The following is a 17,885-nucleotide window of genomic DNA, read 5'->3' on the forward strand; positions in this document are numbered from 1 at the left end:
ACCCCCGGTACGCTTTCGGTCTGCCCAAATACCTATGCCGGGTGATATGTGGTTTTCGACGAACGAAAGAAGGAGGAGAGATGGATCAGGATTGTGCATCCGTGTTTGATCTTGCGGCCCAGGCCGCGGCGTCCAATGGAGGGAACAACGACCTGCTGCTGCCTCCCCCCAGGTTCGTGGGTTCGCCGCAAAAGCCCAGCGCCATGCCCTACAACAAGTATGTGGCCTACAACAAGCAGGTCCCCTTTGACTATCCGCAGCGTACCTGGCCGGGCAAGACCCTGAAGCGGGCGCCCCGCTGGTGCTCGGTGGATCTCCGTGACGGCAACCAGGCACTGGTCGACCCCATGGATTCCGAGCGCAAGCTGAGATTCTGGAATCTGCTGATTTCCATGGGCTTCAAGGAGATCGAGGTGGGCTTCCCCTCGGCCTCCGAGACCGATTACGACTTCATCCGCTTGTTGATAGAACGCGAGCTGATTCCCGACGACGTGACCATCGTGGTCCTTACCCAGGCCCGCGAGCACCTGATTCGCCGTACATATGAGGCCCTGCGTGGGGCCAAGCGGGCTGTGGTCCACTTCTACAACTCGGTTTCGGTCCTGCAGCGGGAAGTCGTCTTCCACAAGGACAAGGCCGGTATTAAGAAACTGGCCACCGATGCCGCCGAACTCTGCCGCTCCCTGGAGGCCGATGCCGGGGGCGCTGATCTTTCCTATGAGTACTCGCCCGAGTCCTTCTCCGGTGCCGAGCCCGAGTATTCTCTGGAGGTCTGCAACGCGGTCATCGACGTGATCCGGCCCACGCCGGAGCATCCCATGATCATCAATCTGCCCAACACCGTGGAGATGACCACCCCCAACGTCTTCGCCGATGAGGTGGAGTACATATCCACCAACCTCAAAAACCGGGATGCGGTGGTGCTTTCCCTGCACCCCCACAACGACGAGGGCATGGCTGTTGCCGCCACCGAGCTCAGCCTGCTGGCCGGGGCCGACCGGGTGGAGGGATGTCTGCTGGGCAATGGCGAGCGTACCGGCAATGTTGACATTTGCACGGTGGGGCTGAACCTGCTGGTCCAGGGGATCGATCCCCAGCTGGACTTCTCCGATATGCCCGGCATCCGTCGGACGGTGGAGTACTGCAATCAGATCGCCGTCTCCGAGCGGCACCCCTATGCGGGCAACTTCGTCTTCACGGCCTTCTCCGGCTCTCATCAGGATGCCATCAAGAAGGGACTGGATGCCCGGCAGCAGGCGGCTTTGCGTGCCAATGCCAACCCCGATGACTTCCTCTGGCTGGTGCCCTACCTGCCCATCGACCCCAAGGATGTGGGCGGCAACTATGAGGCCATCATCCGGGTCAACTCCCAGTCGGGCAAGGGCGGCATGGCCTACCTGCTCAAGGCCAACCATCATCTGGATCTGCCCAAGCGCCTTCAGGTGGAGTTCGAACGGCTGGTTCAGGACTATGCCGACAGGACCAAGCACGAGGTCAAGGATGCCGATATCTGGCGGCTCTTCAAGGATGAGTACCTGCCCGTCGAGGCCGGGGGAAGCGTGGTCGGCGGCGAGTCCATGGCCGATCAGCGTGATGAGACCCTGCATCAGTGGGGACGTTTCAAGTTGCTGAATGTGGCAGTCACCTCCGGCGAGGACGGCTCCGACACCGTGCTGGATGCCACCCTGCTGGACCGAGGACTTGCCCCAGGCGATCCTGAGGAGCGCCGTCGTGTTCAGGGGCATGGGAACGGCCCGATTGCGGCCTTCCTGGATGCACTCAAGTCCTTGGACCAAACCGTCTCCGTCCTGGATTACGCCGAGCACGCCATGACCGCCGGCACGGATGCTCTGGCGGCTTCCTATGTGGAATGCCAGGTGGGCGAACCGGCCAGGTCCCGGGTGATCTGGGGCGTGGGCATCGATTCGTCCATCTCCACCAGCTCCCTCAAGGCCATTATCTCGGCGCTCAACCGCTTCCAGCGCGGCTAGAGGTCATAGGGGGTAGACCCCCCCCTGTCAATCTTGCGGTCCGATCGGGACGCAGTCGATCTGTTCAGATCAGACCGGGTTGTCCGGACAGACCTACTGCTGGGATGACTCTGACTCGGAATTGCCATCGGTGGTTCCGCTGTTGCCGCCCTCGGCCCCGCCTCCATTGCCTGAGCCCGAACCGCTTCCGGCTCCTGATTCCTCCTGCGGGGTTGTTCGCTGCTGGTTGCGTCGCTGAGGCACGTATTCATAATTGTAGTTACGCTTGGGCATATAGGAGTAGCTCTGCTTATACCCGGTGCCCCAGCTGCCGTCCGGTCCGCCGATCTTGCCATGGTCCTCGGCCGCAGGGAAGCGCTCCACCGGGCTGTTGCCCAGGGCCGACTTCATGTACTGGGTGAACAGCTGGACCGGATAGAACTCGTTCTGGTATACATCAGGTACCTTGAGGGCGCTGCCGTCCTCCCCTTGGTTCCAGACAGCGAAAGTGGTCAGAAGCGAGGGAGTGAATCCGATGAAGGAGATGGCAGTCTGGTCGTTGGCTGTGCCTGTCTTGCCAGCGATGGGCCGACCCAGGGAACGTGCATAGGACGCAGTGCCGTACTGAACCGTAGTGGTCATGGCTTTCTGCAGCAGGGCCACTTGGTCGGCGTTGAAGACTTGGTCCGACTGGATAGCCGCCGTGTAGAGCTCCTGATCTTTGGTGTCCTTGACTTGGGCTACCAGATGCAGCAAGGGTCGCTTGCCCTCGTTGGCCAGAGTGGCGTATCCCTGTGTCACGTCATAGACCGAAAGGGCATCCAGACCCAGGGTGTCGAAGGTGGTCGTGTCGTCGATCTTGCCGGTAATGCCAGCCGTGTGGGCCAGCTGAGCCGTTTTCTGCGAGGTCACGTGCTCGCCCAGGTCCATGAAGACCGTGTTAACCGAATTGGCGAAGGCCGAGTAGAGGTTGATGTACCCATAGCTGACCTGCCCGGCGTTGGCAACGGATTTGCCCACGCTGGAGAAAGTTCGAGGAGAGTTCCCATTGAAGACCGTGTTGAGACTGACTCCATCCTGGATGGCTCCTAACAGGGTGTAGGCCTTCATCGTCGAACCCACTTGGAAGTTAGCCTGGTCCACGTTATTGAGTTGGTGGGTGAGGTAGTCGTCCCCGGCGTACAACGAGATGATGGCACCAGTTTTGGGGTCGACCGAGAGCCCCCCGGTCTGCAGGGTGGGAGGCTGATTCTTATTGCCGGTGGTCGGGCTGGCCACCTGGAACATGAGATCCTGCTTATCCTTTTGGATGGTAGTAATGATCCGGTAGCCGCCTGTATCCAGATCGTCCGCGGTAAAGGGAGCCTTTTTACCGGAGGACAGCTCGTTGCGGACCATGCGTAGCAGGTAGCCGTTGGGTCCCTGGTAGACGTTCTCCGGCGAGTATTTGATGGTCTGCGGCATCTGGGCACCGACCCGATCTTTGTGGCTGATGTAGTGGTCCTCCTCCATGATGCCCAGCACCCGGTGGAAGCGTGATTCGGCCTGTTTGGGGTTGACCGCTGGATCCCAGGAGGCCGGCGCAGGAATGATGCCAGCCAACATGGCCGACTCGGGCATGGTCAGGTCCTTGGCATCCTTGCCGAAGTAATTCTGGGCGGCGGCCTGGATCCCGTAGGCGCCGCGGCCGAAGTAGATGGTGTTCATGTAGTTGCACAGGACCGTGTCCTTGCTCTCGGTCCTGGAGATCTTCAAAGAGAGGATGGCCTCGCGCAGCTTGCCCTTGTAGGAGGTGGTCTCACCCAGATAGTAGCGCTCAGCGTACTGCTGGGTGATGGTGGATCCGCCCTGCCGGGTGCCCTTGGTCACGTTGTTGAGCAGGGCCCGACCGATGCCCTTGAGGTCGATGCCGTTGTCTTTATAGAAGGAGCGGTTCTCCGAAGCGACGACTGAATTGCCCACATACTTGGGCAGGACAGCGCAGTCGATGATTTCCCGGTTCTGGTCGGCATAGGTTCCAATGGGGGTGGTGCCGTCCGCATAGTAGACCGTGGTCTTTTGCGCTAGCGCTTGCTTTTCCGGTGGGATGATTTCAGTGGTCAGATACAGGTACGCGAAGGCCGCCGCTCCGGCGACCAGCACCAGTCCCAGCAAAGCCAGGGTCCACTTAAGCACACGATGCGACTTGCGGGGTCGTCCGCGACGGGGGCCGCCGCCACGAGGATTCCGGTCGGCATGCCGCGAGGTGAGCCTGTCGGTGCGATTCCTGCCGCCGCGCGTCCCGGATCGGGTCCTGCGTGAGGGCGAGGTCGAACTGACTGAACGAGTCTGATTGGCCATGCCAACCACGCTATCCGGCAGGGCTGAAAACTGTTCGACCTAGGGCTGAACGTTCATCATTTTCGTACGTTTGTGCCCAGCTCGAAGCGAGTTCTGCTACTGAGTGCGAAGATACGGTTTAATTCCATTCATGCTTTCCATCGGGAGAAGGTATGCTTAAGTTGGAATAACTCAGTAAATCAGAGGAGTTTGTATGAGCATCCGTGTAGCTATAGCGGGCGTGGGCAACTGCGCTTCCTCGCTGGTACAGGGAGTCGAGTATTACAAGGACGCCAAGGATGATGACAAGATCCCCGGCATCATGCACGCCAATTTCGGCGGCTACCGAATTCGTGACGTGGAGTTCGTGACCGCCTTCGATGTGGATTCACTCAAGGTTGGCAAGGACTTGAGCGAGGCCATCTTCGCCTCGCAGAACAACACTTACAAGTTCTGCGACGTTCCCAACAAAGGCGTGGAGGTGCTGCGCGGGCCGACCGGTGACGGGTTGGGTGAGTACTACAGCAAGATGATCACCGAATCGGACGCCGAGCCTGTTGATGTGGCCCAGGTTTTGCGCGACAAGAAGGTCGATGTACTGGTCTCCTACCTGCCCGTCGGCTCTGAGCAGGCTGACAAGGCCTATGCCACCGCTGCCATCGAGGCAGGGTGCGCCTTCGTCAACTGCCTGCCCGTCTTCATCGCCTCCGACCCCGAGTGGGCCCAGAAGTTCCGCGATGCCGGCCTGCCCATCGTAGGCGACGACATCAAGAGCCAGGTGGGCGCCACTATCACACACAGGGTCATGGCCCGCCTCTTCGAGGATCGCGGCGTGCGTCTGGACCGCACCTACCAGCTGAACGTGGGGGGCAACATGGACTTTATGAACATGCTGCAGCGCTCTCGTCTGGAATCCAAGAAGGTTTCCAAGACCCGTGCCGTTACCTCTATCGTTCCTCATGATATGGATCCCCACAACGTCCACATCGGTCCCTCTGACTACGTGGCTTGGCTGGATGACCGCAAGCTGGCCTTTGTGCGTCTGGAAGGCACCACCTTCGGCGATGTTCCTCTGAATCTGGAGTACAGGCTGGAAGTCTGGGATTCACCTAACTCGGCCGGCATCGTCATCGATGCCCTGCGTGCCGCCAAGATCGCCCTGGACCGCCACCTGGCCGGCCCGGTGCTGGCCCCCAGCTCCTACTTCATGAAGTCCCCCGCCGTCCAGCATGAGGACAACGAGGCCCGTCAGCTGGTCGAGGATTACATCGTCGGCAAGGTGGAGAGCGACGAGAGCGCTTTGGATGCCGATGTCAAGGCCGCCAAGGAGAACGGCAAGGACGTCTGGCACGCCTGAGTAGAACTCAGTCGGGCACTGTCAGGCGCTTGATATAAGCCTGTGGGCGACCTCTTTCGGGGGTCGCCCACAGGCTTATATGGTTGGATCGTAGATTCGAATCGGCGGATTACAGGCATAGTGCCCAATCCGCCGATTGCTGCTGCTAACTCTCAGGCATGGCCAAGTCAAGCACATTCACTGAGGCTGGATCCAGACGGACTGTAATTTCACGTCCTTCGGGAATGTCCGAGACGTCGACCTGGCGAGCCCTTACTTGGTCTGGGTCGGATCGGGTATTGCAGGCATGCGGATCCTCCGCTGAAAGGCTTTGCATGCCCGCCGGACGCACAGGCTCGGGCAGGGTCAATGTCGCTTCGCCGGCAGAGGCCATGTCGGCGTTAACCAGGTCCACCATGATGTGCCCGTCCTTGACCGAGGCAAAGACGTGCAGGGACGGGTTGCCGGCCTCTGGCAGGCTTTGGATCGCACGGGCCCCTTGATGGCACCGGTACATCATGAAGACATCGTAGTTGGGGGTCAGGATGGTGTCTTCGTTTTCGGTCAGGATCAACGAGTTGAGAACGTTCAGGGTCTGAGCATTGCAGGCCATGGACACCTTGTTGCACCTGGACTGGAGGATATCCAGCGTCAAGGCCGAGGTGACCGCGTCACGCATGGTCACCTGCTGCCGGAGCGCCGGACGAGCCGTGAAGGCATCGCCATGCCAGTTGCCCCATTCGCCCATGACCAGATCGACCTTTGTCAGCCTGGAATCCATGGTGCTCTCAGGGTGGGGCATGGTGGCCAGGCAGGCCTGCATTAGATTCCACTGCTGGTCGATGACCTCACCGAGCTCAAGGGCGCCTCGAATCACCCGATCCCAGCCAACCTGATCAAATTGGGTAGAAGTGTCGTCGGCGTGGTCGATGTTCCAGTTGTAGAAGTGCAGGTCGTAGGCGGCGATGGGCGGCTGGCGGTACTGGGCCAAAGCCTGGAAGAAGTCCCTGGTCCAGCGCACCCGTTCCATAGGCTTATTTCCGTCTGGGCCGCAGGCGATGGGCCGGATCATCGGGGACTGGTCCCCCTTCTCGGCGAAGGTGGGCATGGCCGAGGCGAACATCCGATAGCGGTCCGCATACATGGACGGGGTCATCGTCCCCCCGCCGGCCCAGGGCTCGTTCCCCAGCCCCCAGAACTTCACCCCATAGGGGGAGGGGTGGCCGTTGGTGGCTCGCATGGCTGACATGGCTGTGCCCGATGGACGGTTGCAGTACTCCATCCAGTCGCGCATTTCGGTCACGGATCCGCTCAGCATGTTCACGTTGATCCAGGGTTCAGCGCCAACGGCCTGGCAAAGTCTGAGGAATTCGTCGGTACCGAAACCATGCCCGTCAGGCTGGTAGGTGCCGAAGTTCTCATTATATCCCACCGGACGCTGGTTGCGGGGCCCAACCCCCTGACGCCAGTGGTAGGTGTCGGCATAGCAGCCGCCGGGCCAGCGTAGCAGGGGAGGCTTCAGCGCTTTCAGGGCTTTGATGGCGTCCGTGCGGATGCCGTCGATATTCGGGATGGAGGAATCCGTGCCAACCCATAGTCCTTGATCGATGCATTCGCCGAGGAATTCGATAAACTGGCCGTGCAGGTAGGGGCTGATGGTGCCGGTAGTCAGGCGCGGGTCGATGTGGATGCTCACTGTTTGAACTCCTTACTTGATGGTGTGGATGCGGCTGATGAAGATGCAGGCCAGCAGCACCAGGACGATGGCGGTGGGGAAGACCAGCTGGTAGGACTTGGTTACCGAGACGATCAGCGATGTCACCATGGGCCCCACCATCTGGCCTAGGGTGGTGGCGATGTTGAGGATGCCCAGATCCTTGCCGGCCTCCTCGGCGTTGGGCAGAACGTCAACGTTAAGCGCCTGGTCGACCGATCCGTACATGCCGTAGCCGAAGCCGCCGATGGCGGTGAACAGGATCATGCCCAGGGGGCTATGGGTGATCCAGGGCATGGCATAGCCCAGAGCCAGAAGCAGGCTGGCGATGACCACGGGCATCTTCCTGCGGCCCATCTTGTCGGAGATCGGGCCTGCACCCAGGGCGGCGATCATGGAGACCACAATCAGAACCAGGGACATGGTCGACATGGTGGCCGCCGAGTCTTTGACGGACTGGCCCATATAGTCCTGGAGGATGAAGAGCTGGTAGTTGAGGATCATGTAGTAGCTGAATAGGAGCAGGGAACGTCCCACGAAGGCCATCCAGAAGTCGGGCGCGTGACGAGGCGGGCGGAAGGATTCCATGATGGAGCGCAGGCTGCTGCTCAAAGCGGGCATGTCCTTTGAGGAGGGTTCCTTGGGCCAGATGACTACCGTGACCAGTCCAGCCACGCCCATGACTATGCCGGACATGATCCAGCCTGGGATCTGCATGGTGATGAACCGGGCGCCGACCAGCGTGCCCAGTGAGTTGCCCACCAGATTGCCTGCCGAGATGAATGCTGACATGGTGGCTCGCTGTGATTCGGGAACACGGTCGGACAGGGAGGCGACCACTGGGGAGATCATCATGTTCAGGCCGACCATAGCAAGGCAGTAGAAGATGCCGATGGTCCAGACGTTGGCAATGACGCCCATAAGGAAGAGCGAGACGCCGGCTATAAGGCCGCCGGAAACGACCCAGGGGGTTCTGCGGCCGAAGATGGAACGGGTCCTGTCGGACAGGTTGCCCACGATTAGGTTGGACACCAGGGATGTCAGGGCCGTGGTAGCGTTGAAGACCCCGGATATGGCCACCTTGGACCCTGGAGCGATGTCGGTCAAGCGTTGGGGCAGCAAGACCGAGGCGACGATGGACAGGGCCATCATCCAGAACAGATTGAAGATGAAGAAAGCAATGCAGTATCGGCTTTTAGCTGCGGTGCCGAGTTCCTGCCCGCCTGCTGAATCGGTTTGTGTCACTATCCAGCTCCCTTTCTTTTGGTGCGTCTGTGCACAGTGGGGAAGCGCCGTGCTTCCCATATTGTTTTATATATTATAAATATGAAATAAGCAAGAAGGCGGGTGCTTGCGGGCGGTTTCCGCCTTGCGGACGGTCTGGAGAAAGGGGGCTATGCAGGTCCTATGACGGTTTGACAGTCAACGGTATGATGATCTAGATGAGTGCGAACAGGAAGATCGAGAACAATGTAGGCGGAGAGCAGGTCGACCGCCTTCCTGGGCGTCCCATCGGCGCCCGCCGGCGGATGGCCCCGGATGAGCGTCGCAGACAGATAGCCCAGGCCGCTGCCCAGATGATCGCCTACTACGGCACTTATGGCGTTTCCATGCAGGCCATAGCGAACGCTGTCGGCCTGACTCTGCCGGGATTGCGTCATTATGTCCGCACGCGCGAGGAGCTGCTCTCCCTGGTCATCCAGGTCTACTACGACCAGGATTCCTTCACCTTTGGGTCCAAGCCCGGCGAACGTGATGAGCTGGTCATCGGTCTAGACCAGAAAGGTCGTCCTCTCTATTCGCTGCCGGGCTACCTGCGGAGTCTGGTCCAGGGAAACGCCGAGCGCATGGTCCTGGTCATGCTTTTCATGCATCTGGCCGTAGAGGCTCATGATCCGGCTCATCCTGCACACGAGTACTACCGAAATCGACATGTCCGGATGATCGACTTTATGGACGGGATTCGTTGGAAGCTGCCTGAGCCCTATCAGGATCGGCCGGCCTTCCATCGGCTGGTCAGAACCGTCTATTGCACCATGGACGGTGTGCAGATCCAAGCGTTGACCAACCCCGACGACGACCTGATCGCCCTTTGGACAAAAGCGGAACCCATTCTCTTCCCGTCGCCCCAGTGGGACGATTACCTCTAGAAGGTCGGCAGGAATTCGGTTCCGATTTCAGTCCTTGGCGTGGCCTACCAGGGGAGCGATCCGCCTGTCCCAGGCATCCAGGGCTGAATTGATGACCTGGTGCATGTCGTAGTAAGCGTAGGTGCCCAGGCGCCCGCCGAAGACCACCTTCGGCTGTTGGGTGGCCAGCTGCTTGTACTGGGTGTAGAGCGCCCGATCGCCATCCGTGTTGATGGGGTAGTAGGGCTCGTCGCCCTTGCCGGCGAAGCGGCTGTATTCCTCCCAGACCACGGTGCGCTCATGGTTCTGCCGGTCGTAGCGTTCGGGGTTGAAGTTCTTGAACTCGATGGCGCGGGTGTATGGTACGTCAGGATCGGAGAAGTTCATGACCGGGCAGCCGAAGTGGTCGTCCTCGTCGTAGCGGCGCTCCTTGAAGTCCACGGTCCGCCACTTGAGCTCGCCCAGGCGGTAGTCGAAGTAGCGGTCGACCGGGCCGGTGTAGACAACGGGGACCTGCCCCACCAGAGCATCCCGGTTCCAGGGCTGGGAGTTGTCGAAGAAGTCGGTTTTCAAGCTCACCTGGATGCGTGGGTCGTCGATCATCCTCTCGAACCAGGCTGTGTAGCCGTCCTTGGGCAGGCCCTCCCAGGTGTCCCTGAAGTAGTGGTTGTCGTAGTTGAACCGCACCGGAAGCCGCTTGATGATCGAGGCCGGCAGCTGGGAGGGGTCGGTCTGCCACTGCTTGGCCGTGTAGTTCTTGATGAAGGCCTCATACAGGGGGCGGCCGATCAGGGAGATGCCCTGGTCGTTCAGGTTGCCCGGGTCGGTTCCGGCCAGCTCGCCGGCCTGCTCCCGGATCAGTTCTCGGGCCTGCTGGGGGGTGTAGCGGGCGTGGAAGAACTGGTTGATGGTCCCCAAGTTGATGGGCAGGGGGTAGACCTCGCCCTTGTGGGTGGTGTAGACCCTGTGGGTGTAGTCGGTGAATTCGGTGAAGCGATTGACATAATCCCAGACCTTGCGGTTGGAGGTGTGGAAGAGGTGGGCCCCATACTTGTGGATTTCGGCCCCGGTTTCCTCGTCCATATAGGAGTATGCGTTGCCGCCTATGTGGTCGCGTACGTCGATGATTCGTACCCGGGCGCCGCTGTGCTCGACCGCCTGCTGGGCCACGGTCAGGCCAAAGAGCCCGGCCCCTACAACCACCAAATCCACGTCCATGTCAGCCATTCGTTTTCAGCCGTCCGTCCTTTGTTGTTGTGAAGTCGGGACTGTCTATCGCCAGGGCCCGGCCTGAGCTATGATCAGCCGCTTTGAGTGCGGCGATCCTATTGCTTACATGTTAGCGGACAGGCCCGGTCGGGAAAGCGGTAGGCAGCGATGTCGACTGAATGCGCACTTGGTTTGGATGGTTGAGGCTTGCAATGGACAAGTGGAGCCGATCTGCTACAATAGTGACTTGCTCTCACGTGGCGTTATGTCACCCAATCCCCCCAGGGCAGGAATGCAGCAAGGGTAAGTGGCCTCTGGCGGGTGCGTGGGAGTTTTCCATATTCGTCTTTTTGGCCATGGATTGGTCTGATGCCTTTCGGCATCAGCGGCATCCACTGTCATGCGGGAGGCAAGGGCGCGAACTATGACTTACCAGGAAATCCCGACTTCGGTATCGTTGTTCATCGAGCGGATTACCGATCTATGCGGGGTCAGGCATCCGGCTTGGGCCAAGGTTTTTCGGAAGGCTTTCGCTAAGACGCTTTCGACCACAGTCAGGAGGGAGAAGGACGGTACCACATTTCTGCTCACTGGAGACATCCCAGCCATGTGGTTACGGGACTCTACGGCTCAGGTGCGTCCCTATCTGGTCGTAGCCCGCGACGATGACGATATGGCCGCCATGATATCGGGCTTGGTCAGGCGGCAATTCGCCTACATCTGTATAGATCCATATGCTAACGCCTTCAATGAGACTCCTTCTGGTGCTGCCTGGGATCCGAATGATCGGACGGACTTCACTAGCCCGTGGCTCTGGGAGCGCAAATATGAGGTGGATTCCCTCTGCTATCCGGTTCAGCTCGCCTGGCTGCTCTACCGCAATACGGGACGGACGGACCAGTTCAACGCCGACTTCATCAATGGGGTCCACCGAATTTTGGATGTCTTCGAGCTGGAGCAGGACCACGCTCGCTCACCATACTTCTTCATCAGGAAGACTGATCTTTCTCAGGACACGCTGGCCGAAGATGGCCGCGGTCATCCGACGGCTCCGACAGGGATGACCTGGTCGGGCTTCCGCCCCAGCGATGATGCCTGCGCTTACAACTATCTTGTTCCCTCCAACATGTTTGCCGCTGTGGCTGTGGATCTTCTGAAACGAATCTTCACTGGCCCTTTGGATGATTCAGGTCTGGCGGACCGTGCGGACAAGCTCGGCTGCTCCATACATCTTGGCATTGAACAGTATGGAGTCACTAGGAATGCGTCCGGGAAAGCCGTCTATGCCTATGAGGTGGATGGGCTGGGCGGGGTGAGCATCATGGATGATGCCAATGTTCCCAATCTGATTGCGGCCCCTTATTTGGGATTCTGCCCCTATGACGAACCGATTTATCTTGAGACGCGGCGTACTCTGCTCAGCCCGGAGAACCCCTACTATTACGAAGGTTCCCAGGCCAGGGGAATCGGGTCCTCTCACACCCCGGTCGGCTATGTATGGCCTATGGCGCTGGCCATGGAAGGCTTGACGTGCAGGGACCATGATGAACAAGGCAGAATATTGGATGTCATGGTTCAAACCGATGCCGACACTCATCTGATGCATGAGGGATTCGATGTCGACAATCCGAGCAGGTACACCCGTCCCTGGTTCAGCTGGGCCAATATGATGTTCTGCGAACTTGTCATGGAGTATTTCGGCATCCGGGTCGAACGGTAGCTGTGTCGGCTCATGCCGTTGCTAGAGCGACTCGGCTGGGATCAGCCTGCCGATTCCGCGTTCCGCCAGGTATGCAGTGTCATTCGCACGATCCCGGTTGGTAAAGAGGAGGGATTCGCCCGAGGCTGCGTCTTTCATCCAAGCTTCGAAAATTCGCCCGCCAGGTGCGCAAGCACCACGAATTTGCGACATTCCCTTAGGGTCCGAGGGCAGAACGATGGCGACGCGATTACCGCTGGGCCGGTTCTGCCGACCATTCGAGAGGCTGTGGACCTCTTCGGCCAGACTGGAGAAGAGGCATCCGAGCTCCTTGACCCGTCCGTCCTGATCGATCAATCCCAAATCATACTCAAGTTCCGGGAAGTCAGCCAAGCCACGGTTCACGTCGTGGGAGCACCACCAAGTGATGCCGAACAGGTCGTCGGCCTGCGCCATCCTTCTGACGGATTCCTGCATGAAGGTCGGTGCCTGGGCGACGGTCATGACGTTGAGCGGGGCGCCGATCTCCTGGGCCCAAACCGGGCGGTGGGCTCGGTTCTCATATGCCTTGGCCAATTCGATCAGATAACGGCCATGGCTCAGACACTCTTGGCTGCCGGGTCCGTATTTGCTGATGACACCGTTGAATACCCAAGCATGGATCGTAGACAGGCTACCGATATGACCTTGCTGGATTGGGGTGAAGGCATGGCCGGGCAGGTACCAGACCGCATCATCCTCGCTATGGACCAGAATGCGATGGTCCTGCTCGGCGCGAGCAGCCAAAGGGCTGATCAAAGCATCAAGCCAAGCGTCGATCTGCTCGCTGGTCGCTGTCATACCCAGGGGATGGGCTGTTCCAAGGAACTGGTTGCACTCGTTACCCACTGTTATTCCTCGGAATCCGTCCAGGTCTTCCAGGCTCTGATAGACTTGAAAGATAAGGTCGGCGAGGGCATGAATGGTCTGTTCATCGGTGAATATGTTCCTGGCATGCCATGTGGTCACCCATGAAGGCAGGAAGTCGAAGCTCGACAGGTGTCCCTGAACCACGTCCACAAAAGAGTCAAGCCCGCGTTGCCCGGCTAGGTCGACCATATGGTGCAGGTCTTCTAGCCCTTTGTTGTTGATCAAGGTTCGGTTGGGCTGGAGGATCGGCCAGAGGGGGAAGACCCTGATGTGGTCTGCCCCCAAGGAGGCAATCTGATCCAGATCTCTGCCGATGGCCTGCCAGTCAGGGTCCAGCCAGGTATGGAACCATCCATGCGAGGGTGTGTAGTTGACGCCGAATCTCATCCCTGCTTACTCCTTGACTCCGCCGGTCTCCACGCCGTCGAAGAAGTACCGTTGGAAGGCCACAAAGAAGATGATGATAGGGACCAGAGCAATGACTGCGCCGGCTGCGATCAGTCGCGGATCAGTGACGAAGGCGCCCTTGAGCTTGTTCAGCCCTACAGTCAGGGTGTACTTGGACTCGTCCCCGATGACCACCAGAGGCCACATGAAGTCGTTCCATGCACCTACGAAAGAGAAGATGGCGACTACCATGGCCGTACCTCTGACCTGGGGCAGGCAGATGTGAATGAACCTCTGCCAAACATTAGCGCCGTCCACCTCGGCCGCCTCCTCCAGCTCGTGAGGGATCGAAGCGAATGCTGTCATCATGAGTAGAATGTTCATGGCTCCACACAGTCCGGGCAGGACGACTCCCAGCAGGGAGTTGTTCAGATGCAGCCCTCGAATGGTCAGGAACTGCGAGACCAGGACGGTTTCGCCGGGAATTAGCATGCAGCCGAAAATGAATCCGGCCACCAGCTTCTTGCCAGGGAACCTGAGCCTGCCCAAGGCGTACCCTGCCAGCGTGGCCGTTACCAGATTGCCTACGACGTTGATCACAGTGACGATCAGCGAGTTGAGGGCATAATGCAGAATCGGGATCTGATGAAAGACCCGGGTGAAGTTGTCCCAAGTGAAATCCTTGGGGATGAAATAGGGCGGGACGGCGTAGATGTTGTCTCCACGCCCTTTGAATGCTAAGGAAACCTGCCAGATGATGGGACCTACCAAGAGGATGAACAAGACGGTGCATGCCAGGTACCGAATGACGGTCCCCGGAGTAATTCTGTTCGCGCGCATCAGTGGTCCGCCTTCCTCTGCACATAGAACTCAATTGACGTGATGATGCCCAGGATGAAGAACATGATGATGCTCAAGGCGCTGGCATAGCCGGTTCTGGCAGTCAGACCCGTACCCTCGCGCATGATCAGCATGGACATGGTGATGTCCTTTCCGCCCAGTCCTCCGGTGCCTCCGGTAAGCATGTAGACCTCGTTGAAGACTCGGAAAGCCGCGATGGATGAAAGGAGCAGGATGAGCACCATGGTCATCCTGCAGCCGGGCATGGTCACCGAAATGAATTGACGGACAGGGCCGGCTCCGTCGATGGATGCAGCCTCATAAAGGCTGTCGTCGATGTTGGCCAGAGCTGCCAGATAGATGACCATGTAATATCCCAGACCTCCCCAGACCGTGACCAACATGGCGCTGAAGAGCAGCAGCCAACGATCCTGGAGGAAGGGAATGGGTTCTTTGATCCACTTCAGGCCTAGGAAGAGCGCATTAACCAAGCCCTTGGCGCTCATCATATTGGTCCAGATCAGTCCCGAAATGACCGATCCAGCCACGGCGGGCACATAGAAGGCCGTCCTGAAGAAGCTCATGATCCTGGTCTTCTTATTGACCAGTACAGCCAGGATAAGAGGCAGTATGACCATGCACGGAGCCATGCACAAGGCGTAGATCGTAGAGTTCAGCAGGGCTGTGTGAACTTTGGGATCGGCCAGAACGGCTGAGTACTGGCTCAGGCCTACGAATTGCCCCCTACGCAGGAGCGTCGAATTCGTGAAAGAGAGACGGATGGTGTTCAGGAACGGATAAATCGTGAAAACCAGAGTAAAGATGATGGGAATGATCAGAAAGAGCCAGGGGGACCAGGGCTTCATGGTCGAAATGGACCTTGAGCCCTTGGCCTTTCCCGGCTGATGCTGACCAGCATCATGGGCTGGGGTCACGCAGACCCCAGCTTGGTGGCTGGTGGGCAATCTCATTGGGCCAGCCTGTCGTTGGCATCCTTGACTGCGGTGTCCAAGGCCTGCTTGGCTGTGATCTGCCCGGTGACGGCCTGCTGGAGCTGCTCGCCCAGTTCGTCCAGATCGGACTGGATGAACTGCGGAGGATCCATGACCTCGCCGTTCTTGACCTTGGAAGCTAGCATGACGACGGTCTTGGACTCGATGCTCCCGTCATCTTTCCGGAAGTAGGGGTCATCTACGCCCTTGGCCGTGGAAGGGAAGGTCTGGGAGCTCTTGGCGAAGTCCACCTGGTTAGTGTTGTTGGTCACGAAGGCGGCGAACTTGTGGGCGGCGTCCTTGTGCTTGGACTGTGAACTCACAGCCAGAATCTCTTCGTTCAGGCTTTGGTGCCCCCGGGTGATGGCTGGTGCCACGGCAAGATTCTGATAGATTTCGGGTGCATTCTGCTTGAAGTCCTTCAGGTCGTACATAAAGCCGCTACGGGTGGCCACTGATCCCTGTTTGAACAGGTCGGTGCTTTGCGATCCTGACGCGGCGACGGCCTCCTTGCTTATCATGCCGTCCTTATACATATCGACATAGTGCTGGACCAGCTCCACGCCCTTGGGCGAGTTGAAGGTGAACTTAGTCTGGTCCTTGTTCATGATTTCAGCGCCGTACTCGCCGAAGCTGCCGATAGTAGGGAGCATCGCGGACCACTGGTATTTGTCCTTGCAGGTTCCGGCCATCTGATGGGAGGCCTCGAAGTAGGACTCCCAGGAGTCCGGCAGCTTGGCTGTATTCATGCCGCATTCGGTCAGGATCCTCTTATTGTAGAAAGTTGGACCGAGTGTCAGGTACCAGGGGTATGCATAGGTTCCGTCGGCGCCGAAGCCCTTGAAGGTCACGCTCTTCCAAGTTCCCTTGGTGTACTCGTTTTCGATGCCTGGATTGGCTTTGGAGATATTGTCGATGGCTCCGGACTTAGCCAGGATGTAGGCATCCTTGGGCATCATGTCCATCACATCGGGCAACTGGTTGGCAGCGGCATCGGTCGAGAGCTTATTGGCGTATCCGTCGCCGGGCTGGTCGATCCACTTGACCTTGATGCCGGGATTTTGCTTTTCGAACTTGGCGATTAATTTGTGGAAGTAGCTCTTGTAGACGCTCTCAAGGTTCTTGGTCTGGAAGCTGATTGTACCGTCTGCCTTGTCGGCGCTAGTATCTGAGGATCCGCAGGATGCCAGTCCCGTCATCATGGCGATAGCCCCACAGGCTGCTGCAAGTTTCGTGATCCTGGTTGTGTTCATGATTGCGTTCCTTTCCATCTGTTGATACATGAGGGTGAGATATTTGGTCAGCGGGTCACTCGCAGGGTGGCCAACTGGAAGGGGGAGAAGACGAGTTCAGCTGAGCTGATTGCCGAACCGTTGGGGCTGGTGAGGGCTCTAGGCTCGTCAGCAGGCAGATTATCGCCTTCAAGGGTGTCTGTTTCACGTATGACGGCTTCGGCGAAAGCCGAAGATGGTTGCAAACGGACTTTGGCGGTGGATCCGGCTGCCTCGTAGAGGCGCTGATCAGGTCTCCGGTCCCGTCGTCGGCCAGTTTGATCAAGATGACCACGGCTCTTTGGAGGGAGTCCAGGACCACCGGCGGCTCGATTTCGGGTACGTCGCTCAGGATTGGCGTCTTGACTCTACTGGCCTCGTCCAGGGTGTCGACTAAGCTGCAGCTGGCTGAGGCGGTCCGGCGAAAGTCGTGAATGCCTGTATCCGTGTCCGAGTCGGGAAAAATCAGCGACTCCAGACAGAGGATGAAGGAGACATCGGCAGCAATGGCCGAATCGACTCTGGCTGAGCCTATCAGGGGCACCCAGGCGTTTAGCGTGTGGACGGCCTTGATGACCGTGCCATCGGGTCGGAATACCATTCCTTCAATGCGCCCTCCTGCGAAATCGGAATGCCAGCCCAAATCGATGTCCAATTCAATGGACAGGTCGAGTGCAGGGTTCTGCATGCCGACGGGTATCTTTCCTTTCAGCTCGAACCAGGTCGTTCCAATTCTGAATGGCCGGAATTCCGGTCTTTCGCTGCGTGTGTCCACCAGGAAGAGCGTCAGCGGTACAGGTTCTCCGAGTTTCTCGTGACTGCGGATCCGGCAAGTCGACAGGGCTGTGTCCACATATGGGCTGACAGGTTGTCGGATTACGCGTTCACACCGGGTCGGTTCCCGATCCACCTTGAGATACATGGCGCTTCTTTCCGTCTGTTGGAATATGCCGCCATCGCGCTAACCGCCTCTGGCTCCGATGCTGGCAAGTATGGGACATACTATAGCATCTTTTGTTAACTTCGTACACAAATTGAGGGGGAGGTCATATAGTTTTGCAGCGGAACCCGCAATGGCTTTTGGCTGGTAGTGCTGATTGCTTGTATATC

Annotated in this window: 13 protein-coding genes and 1 other RNA gene; 5 read left to right on the top strand and 9 right to left on the bottom strand. The window is 58.7% G+C overall.

Going from position 1 to position 17,885, the window contains the following annotated elements:
- The first annotated feature begins 80 nt into the window (after positions 1–80).
- On the top strand, positions 81–1,991 hold the full coding sequence (leuA, locus tag J3T92_RS00540) for a 2-isopropylmalate synthase (RefSeq protein ID WP_267399243.1): 1,911 nt from the start codon (positions 81–83) through the stop codon (positions 1,989–1,991).
- A gap of 93 nt (positions 1,992–2,084) precedes the next feature.
- Here leuA and J3T92_RS00545 read toward each other — a convergent pair whose 3' ends face one another.
- The gene (locus J3T92_RS00545) at positions 2,085–4,310 is read right to left on the bottom strand and encodes a transglycosylase domain-containing protein (protein WP_267399244.1); all 2,226 of its coding nucleotides are present in this window, start codon (positions 4,308–4,310) and stop codon (positions 2,085–2,087) included.
- Positions 4,311–4,503: 193 nt separating this feature from the next.
- Here J3T92_RS00545 and J3T92_RS00550 point away from each other — a divergent pair, with 193 nt between their 5' ends.
- Positions 4,504–5,646 carry an inositol-3-phosphate synthase gene (locus J3T92_RS00550; protein WP_267399245.1) on the top strand — a complete coding sequence of 381 codons (1,143 nt, stop codon included), beginning with the start codon at positions 4,504–4,506 and terminating at the stop codon, positions 5,644–5,646.
- A gap of 145 nt (positions 5,647–5,791) precedes the next feature.
- Here J3T92_RS00550 and J3T92_RS00555 read toward each other — a convergent pair whose 3' ends face one another.
- Positions 5,792–7,321 (bottom strand): alpha-L-arabinofuranosidase C-terminal domain-containing protein, encoded by a 1,530-nt coding sequence (locus J3T92_RS00555; RefSeq protein WP_267399246.1) that lies wholly within the window; start codon positions 7,319–7,321, stop codon positions 5,792–5,794.
- 12 nt (positions 7,322–7,333) lie between these two features.
- On the bottom strand, positions 7,334–8,584 hold the full coding sequence (locus J3T92_RS00560; RefSeq protein ID WP_267399247.1) for an MFS transporter: 1,251 nt from the start codon (positions 8,582–8,584) through the stop codon (positions 7,334–7,336).
- A gap of 197 nt (positions 8,585–8,781) precedes the next feature.
- Here J3T92_RS00560 and J3T92_RS00565 point away from each other — a divergent pair, with 197 nt between their 5' ends.
- Positions 8,782–9,489: a TetR/AcrR family transcriptional regulator gene (locus J3T92_RS00565; protein ID WP_267399248.1), complete on the top strand. Its 708-nt coding sequence runs from the start codon at positions 8,782–8,784 to the stop codon at positions 9,487–9,489.
- 27 nt (positions 9,490–9,516) lie between these two features.
- Here J3T92_RS00565 and glf read toward each other — a convergent pair whose 3' ends face one another.
- On the bottom strand, positions 9,517–10,695 hold the full coding sequence (glf, locus tag J3T92_RS00570) for a UDP-galactopyranose mutase (protein WP_267399249.1): 1,179 nt from the start codon (positions 10,693–10,695) through the stop codon (positions 9,517–9,519).
- Positions 10,696–10,924: 229 nt separating this feature from the next.
- Here glf and ffs point away from each other — a divergent pair.
- Both ffs and J3T92_RS00580 read left to right on the top strand, forming a co-directional pair.
- Positions 10,925–11,015, top strand: an RNA gene (gene ffs, locus J3T92_RS00575) — signal recognition particle sRNA small type.
- Between the two features lie 86 nt (positions 11,016–11,101).
- On the top strand, positions 11,102–12,397 hold the full coding sequence (locus J3T92_RS00580) for a glycoside hydrolase family 125 protein (RefSeq protein ID WP_267399250.1): 1,296 nt from the start codon (positions 11,102–11,104) through the stop codon (positions 12,395–12,397).
- Between the two features lie 21 nt (positions 12,398–12,418).
- Here the strand turns inward: J3T92_RS00580 and J3T92_RS00585 are convergent, their stop codons facing one another.
- The 5 genes from J3T92_RS00585 to J3T92_RS00605 are packed head-to-tail and all read right to left on the bottom strand — an operon-like array spanning position 12,419 to position 17,463.
- On the bottom strand, positions 12,419–13,672 hold the full coding sequence (locus J3T92_RS00585; RefSeq protein WP_267399251.1) for a glycoside hydrolase 5 family protein: 1,254 nt from the start codon (positions 13,670–13,672) through the stop codon (positions 12,419–12,421).
- Positions 13,673–13,678: 6 nt separating this feature from the next.
- Complete coding sequence (locus tag J3T92_RS00590; protein ID WP_267399252.1) at positions 13,679–14,512, bottom strand: carbohydrate ABC transporter permease; 834 nt, start codon at positions 14,510–14,512, stop codon at positions 13,679–13,681.
- Complete coding sequence (locus J3T92_RS00595) at positions 14,512–15,483, bottom strand: carbohydrate ABC transporter permease (RefSeq protein WP_267399253.1); 972 nt, start codon at positions 15,481–15,483, stop codon at positions 14,512–14,514. Before J3T92_RS00595 ends, J3T92_RS00590 begins: the two co-directional genes overlap by 1 nt.
- Positions 15,480–16,757 carry an ABC transporter substrate-binding protein gene (locus J3T92_RS00600; RefSeq protein WP_267399254.1) on the bottom strand — a complete coding sequence of 426 codons (1,278 nt, stop codon included), beginning with the start codon at positions 16,755–16,757 and terminating at the stop codon, positions 15,480–15,482. The genes J3T92_RS00595 and J3T92_RS00600 overlap by 4 nt, the downstream gene beginning before the upstream one ends.
- A gap of 55 nt (positions 16,758–16,812) precedes the next feature.
- Entirely contained in the window at positions 16,813–17,463 is a 651-nt protein-coding gene (locus tag J3T92_RS00605) for a hypothetical protein (RefSeq protein ID WP_267399255.1), read from the bottom strand.
- Positions 17,464–17,885: the final 422 nt, after the last annotated feature.

It is taken from the genome of Bifidobacterium sp. B4081 (assembly GCF_026537335.1).
Taxonomy (GTDB): Bacteria; Actinomycetota; Actinomycetes; order Actinomycetales; family Bifidobacteriaceae; genus Bombiscardovia.

Coding starts and splice junctions, on each gene's coding strand:
- leuA (WP_267399243.1), top strand. CDS start 81: ATGGATCAGGATTGTGCATCCGTGTTTGATCTTGCGGCCCAGGCCGCG.
- J3T92_RS00545 (WP_267399244.1), bottom strand. CDS start 4,310: ATGGCCAATCAGACTCGTTCAGTCAGTTCGACCTCGCCCTCACGCAGG.
- J3T92_RS00550 (WP_267399245.1), top strand. CDS start 4,504: ATGAGCATCCGTGTAGCTATAGCGGGCGTGGGCAACTGCGCTTCCTCG.
- J3T92_RS00565 (WP_267399248.1), top strand. CDS start 8,782: ATGAGTGCGAACAGGAAGATCGAGAACAATGTAGGCGGAGAGCAGGTC.
- glf (WP_267399249.1), bottom strand. CDS start 10,695: ATGGCTGACATGGACGTGGATTTGGTGGTTGTAGGGGCCGGGCTCTTT.
- J3T92_RS00580 (WP_267399250.1), top strand. CDS start 11,102: ATGACTTACCAGGAAATCCCGACTTCGGTATCGTTGTTCATCGAGCGG.
- J3T92_RS00585 (WP_267399251.1), bottom strand. CDS start 13,672: ATGAGATTCGGCGTCAACTACACACCCTCGCATGGATGGTTCCATACC.
- J3T92_RS00590 (WP_267399252.1), bottom strand. CDS start 14,512: ATGCGCGCGAACAGAATTACTCCGGGGACCGTCATTCGGTACCTGGCA.
- J3T92_RS00595 (WP_267399253.1), bottom strand. CDS start 15,483: ATGAGATTGCCCACCAGCCACCAAGCTGGGGTCTGCGTGACCCCAGCC.
- J3T92_RS00600 (WP_267399254.1), bottom strand. CDS start 16,757: ATGAACACAACCAGGATCACGAAACTTGCAGCAGCCTGTGGGGCTATC.
- J3T92_RS00605 (WP_267399255.1), bottom strand. CDS start 17,463: ATGCAGAACCCTGCACTCGACCTGTCCATTGAATTGGACATCGATTTG.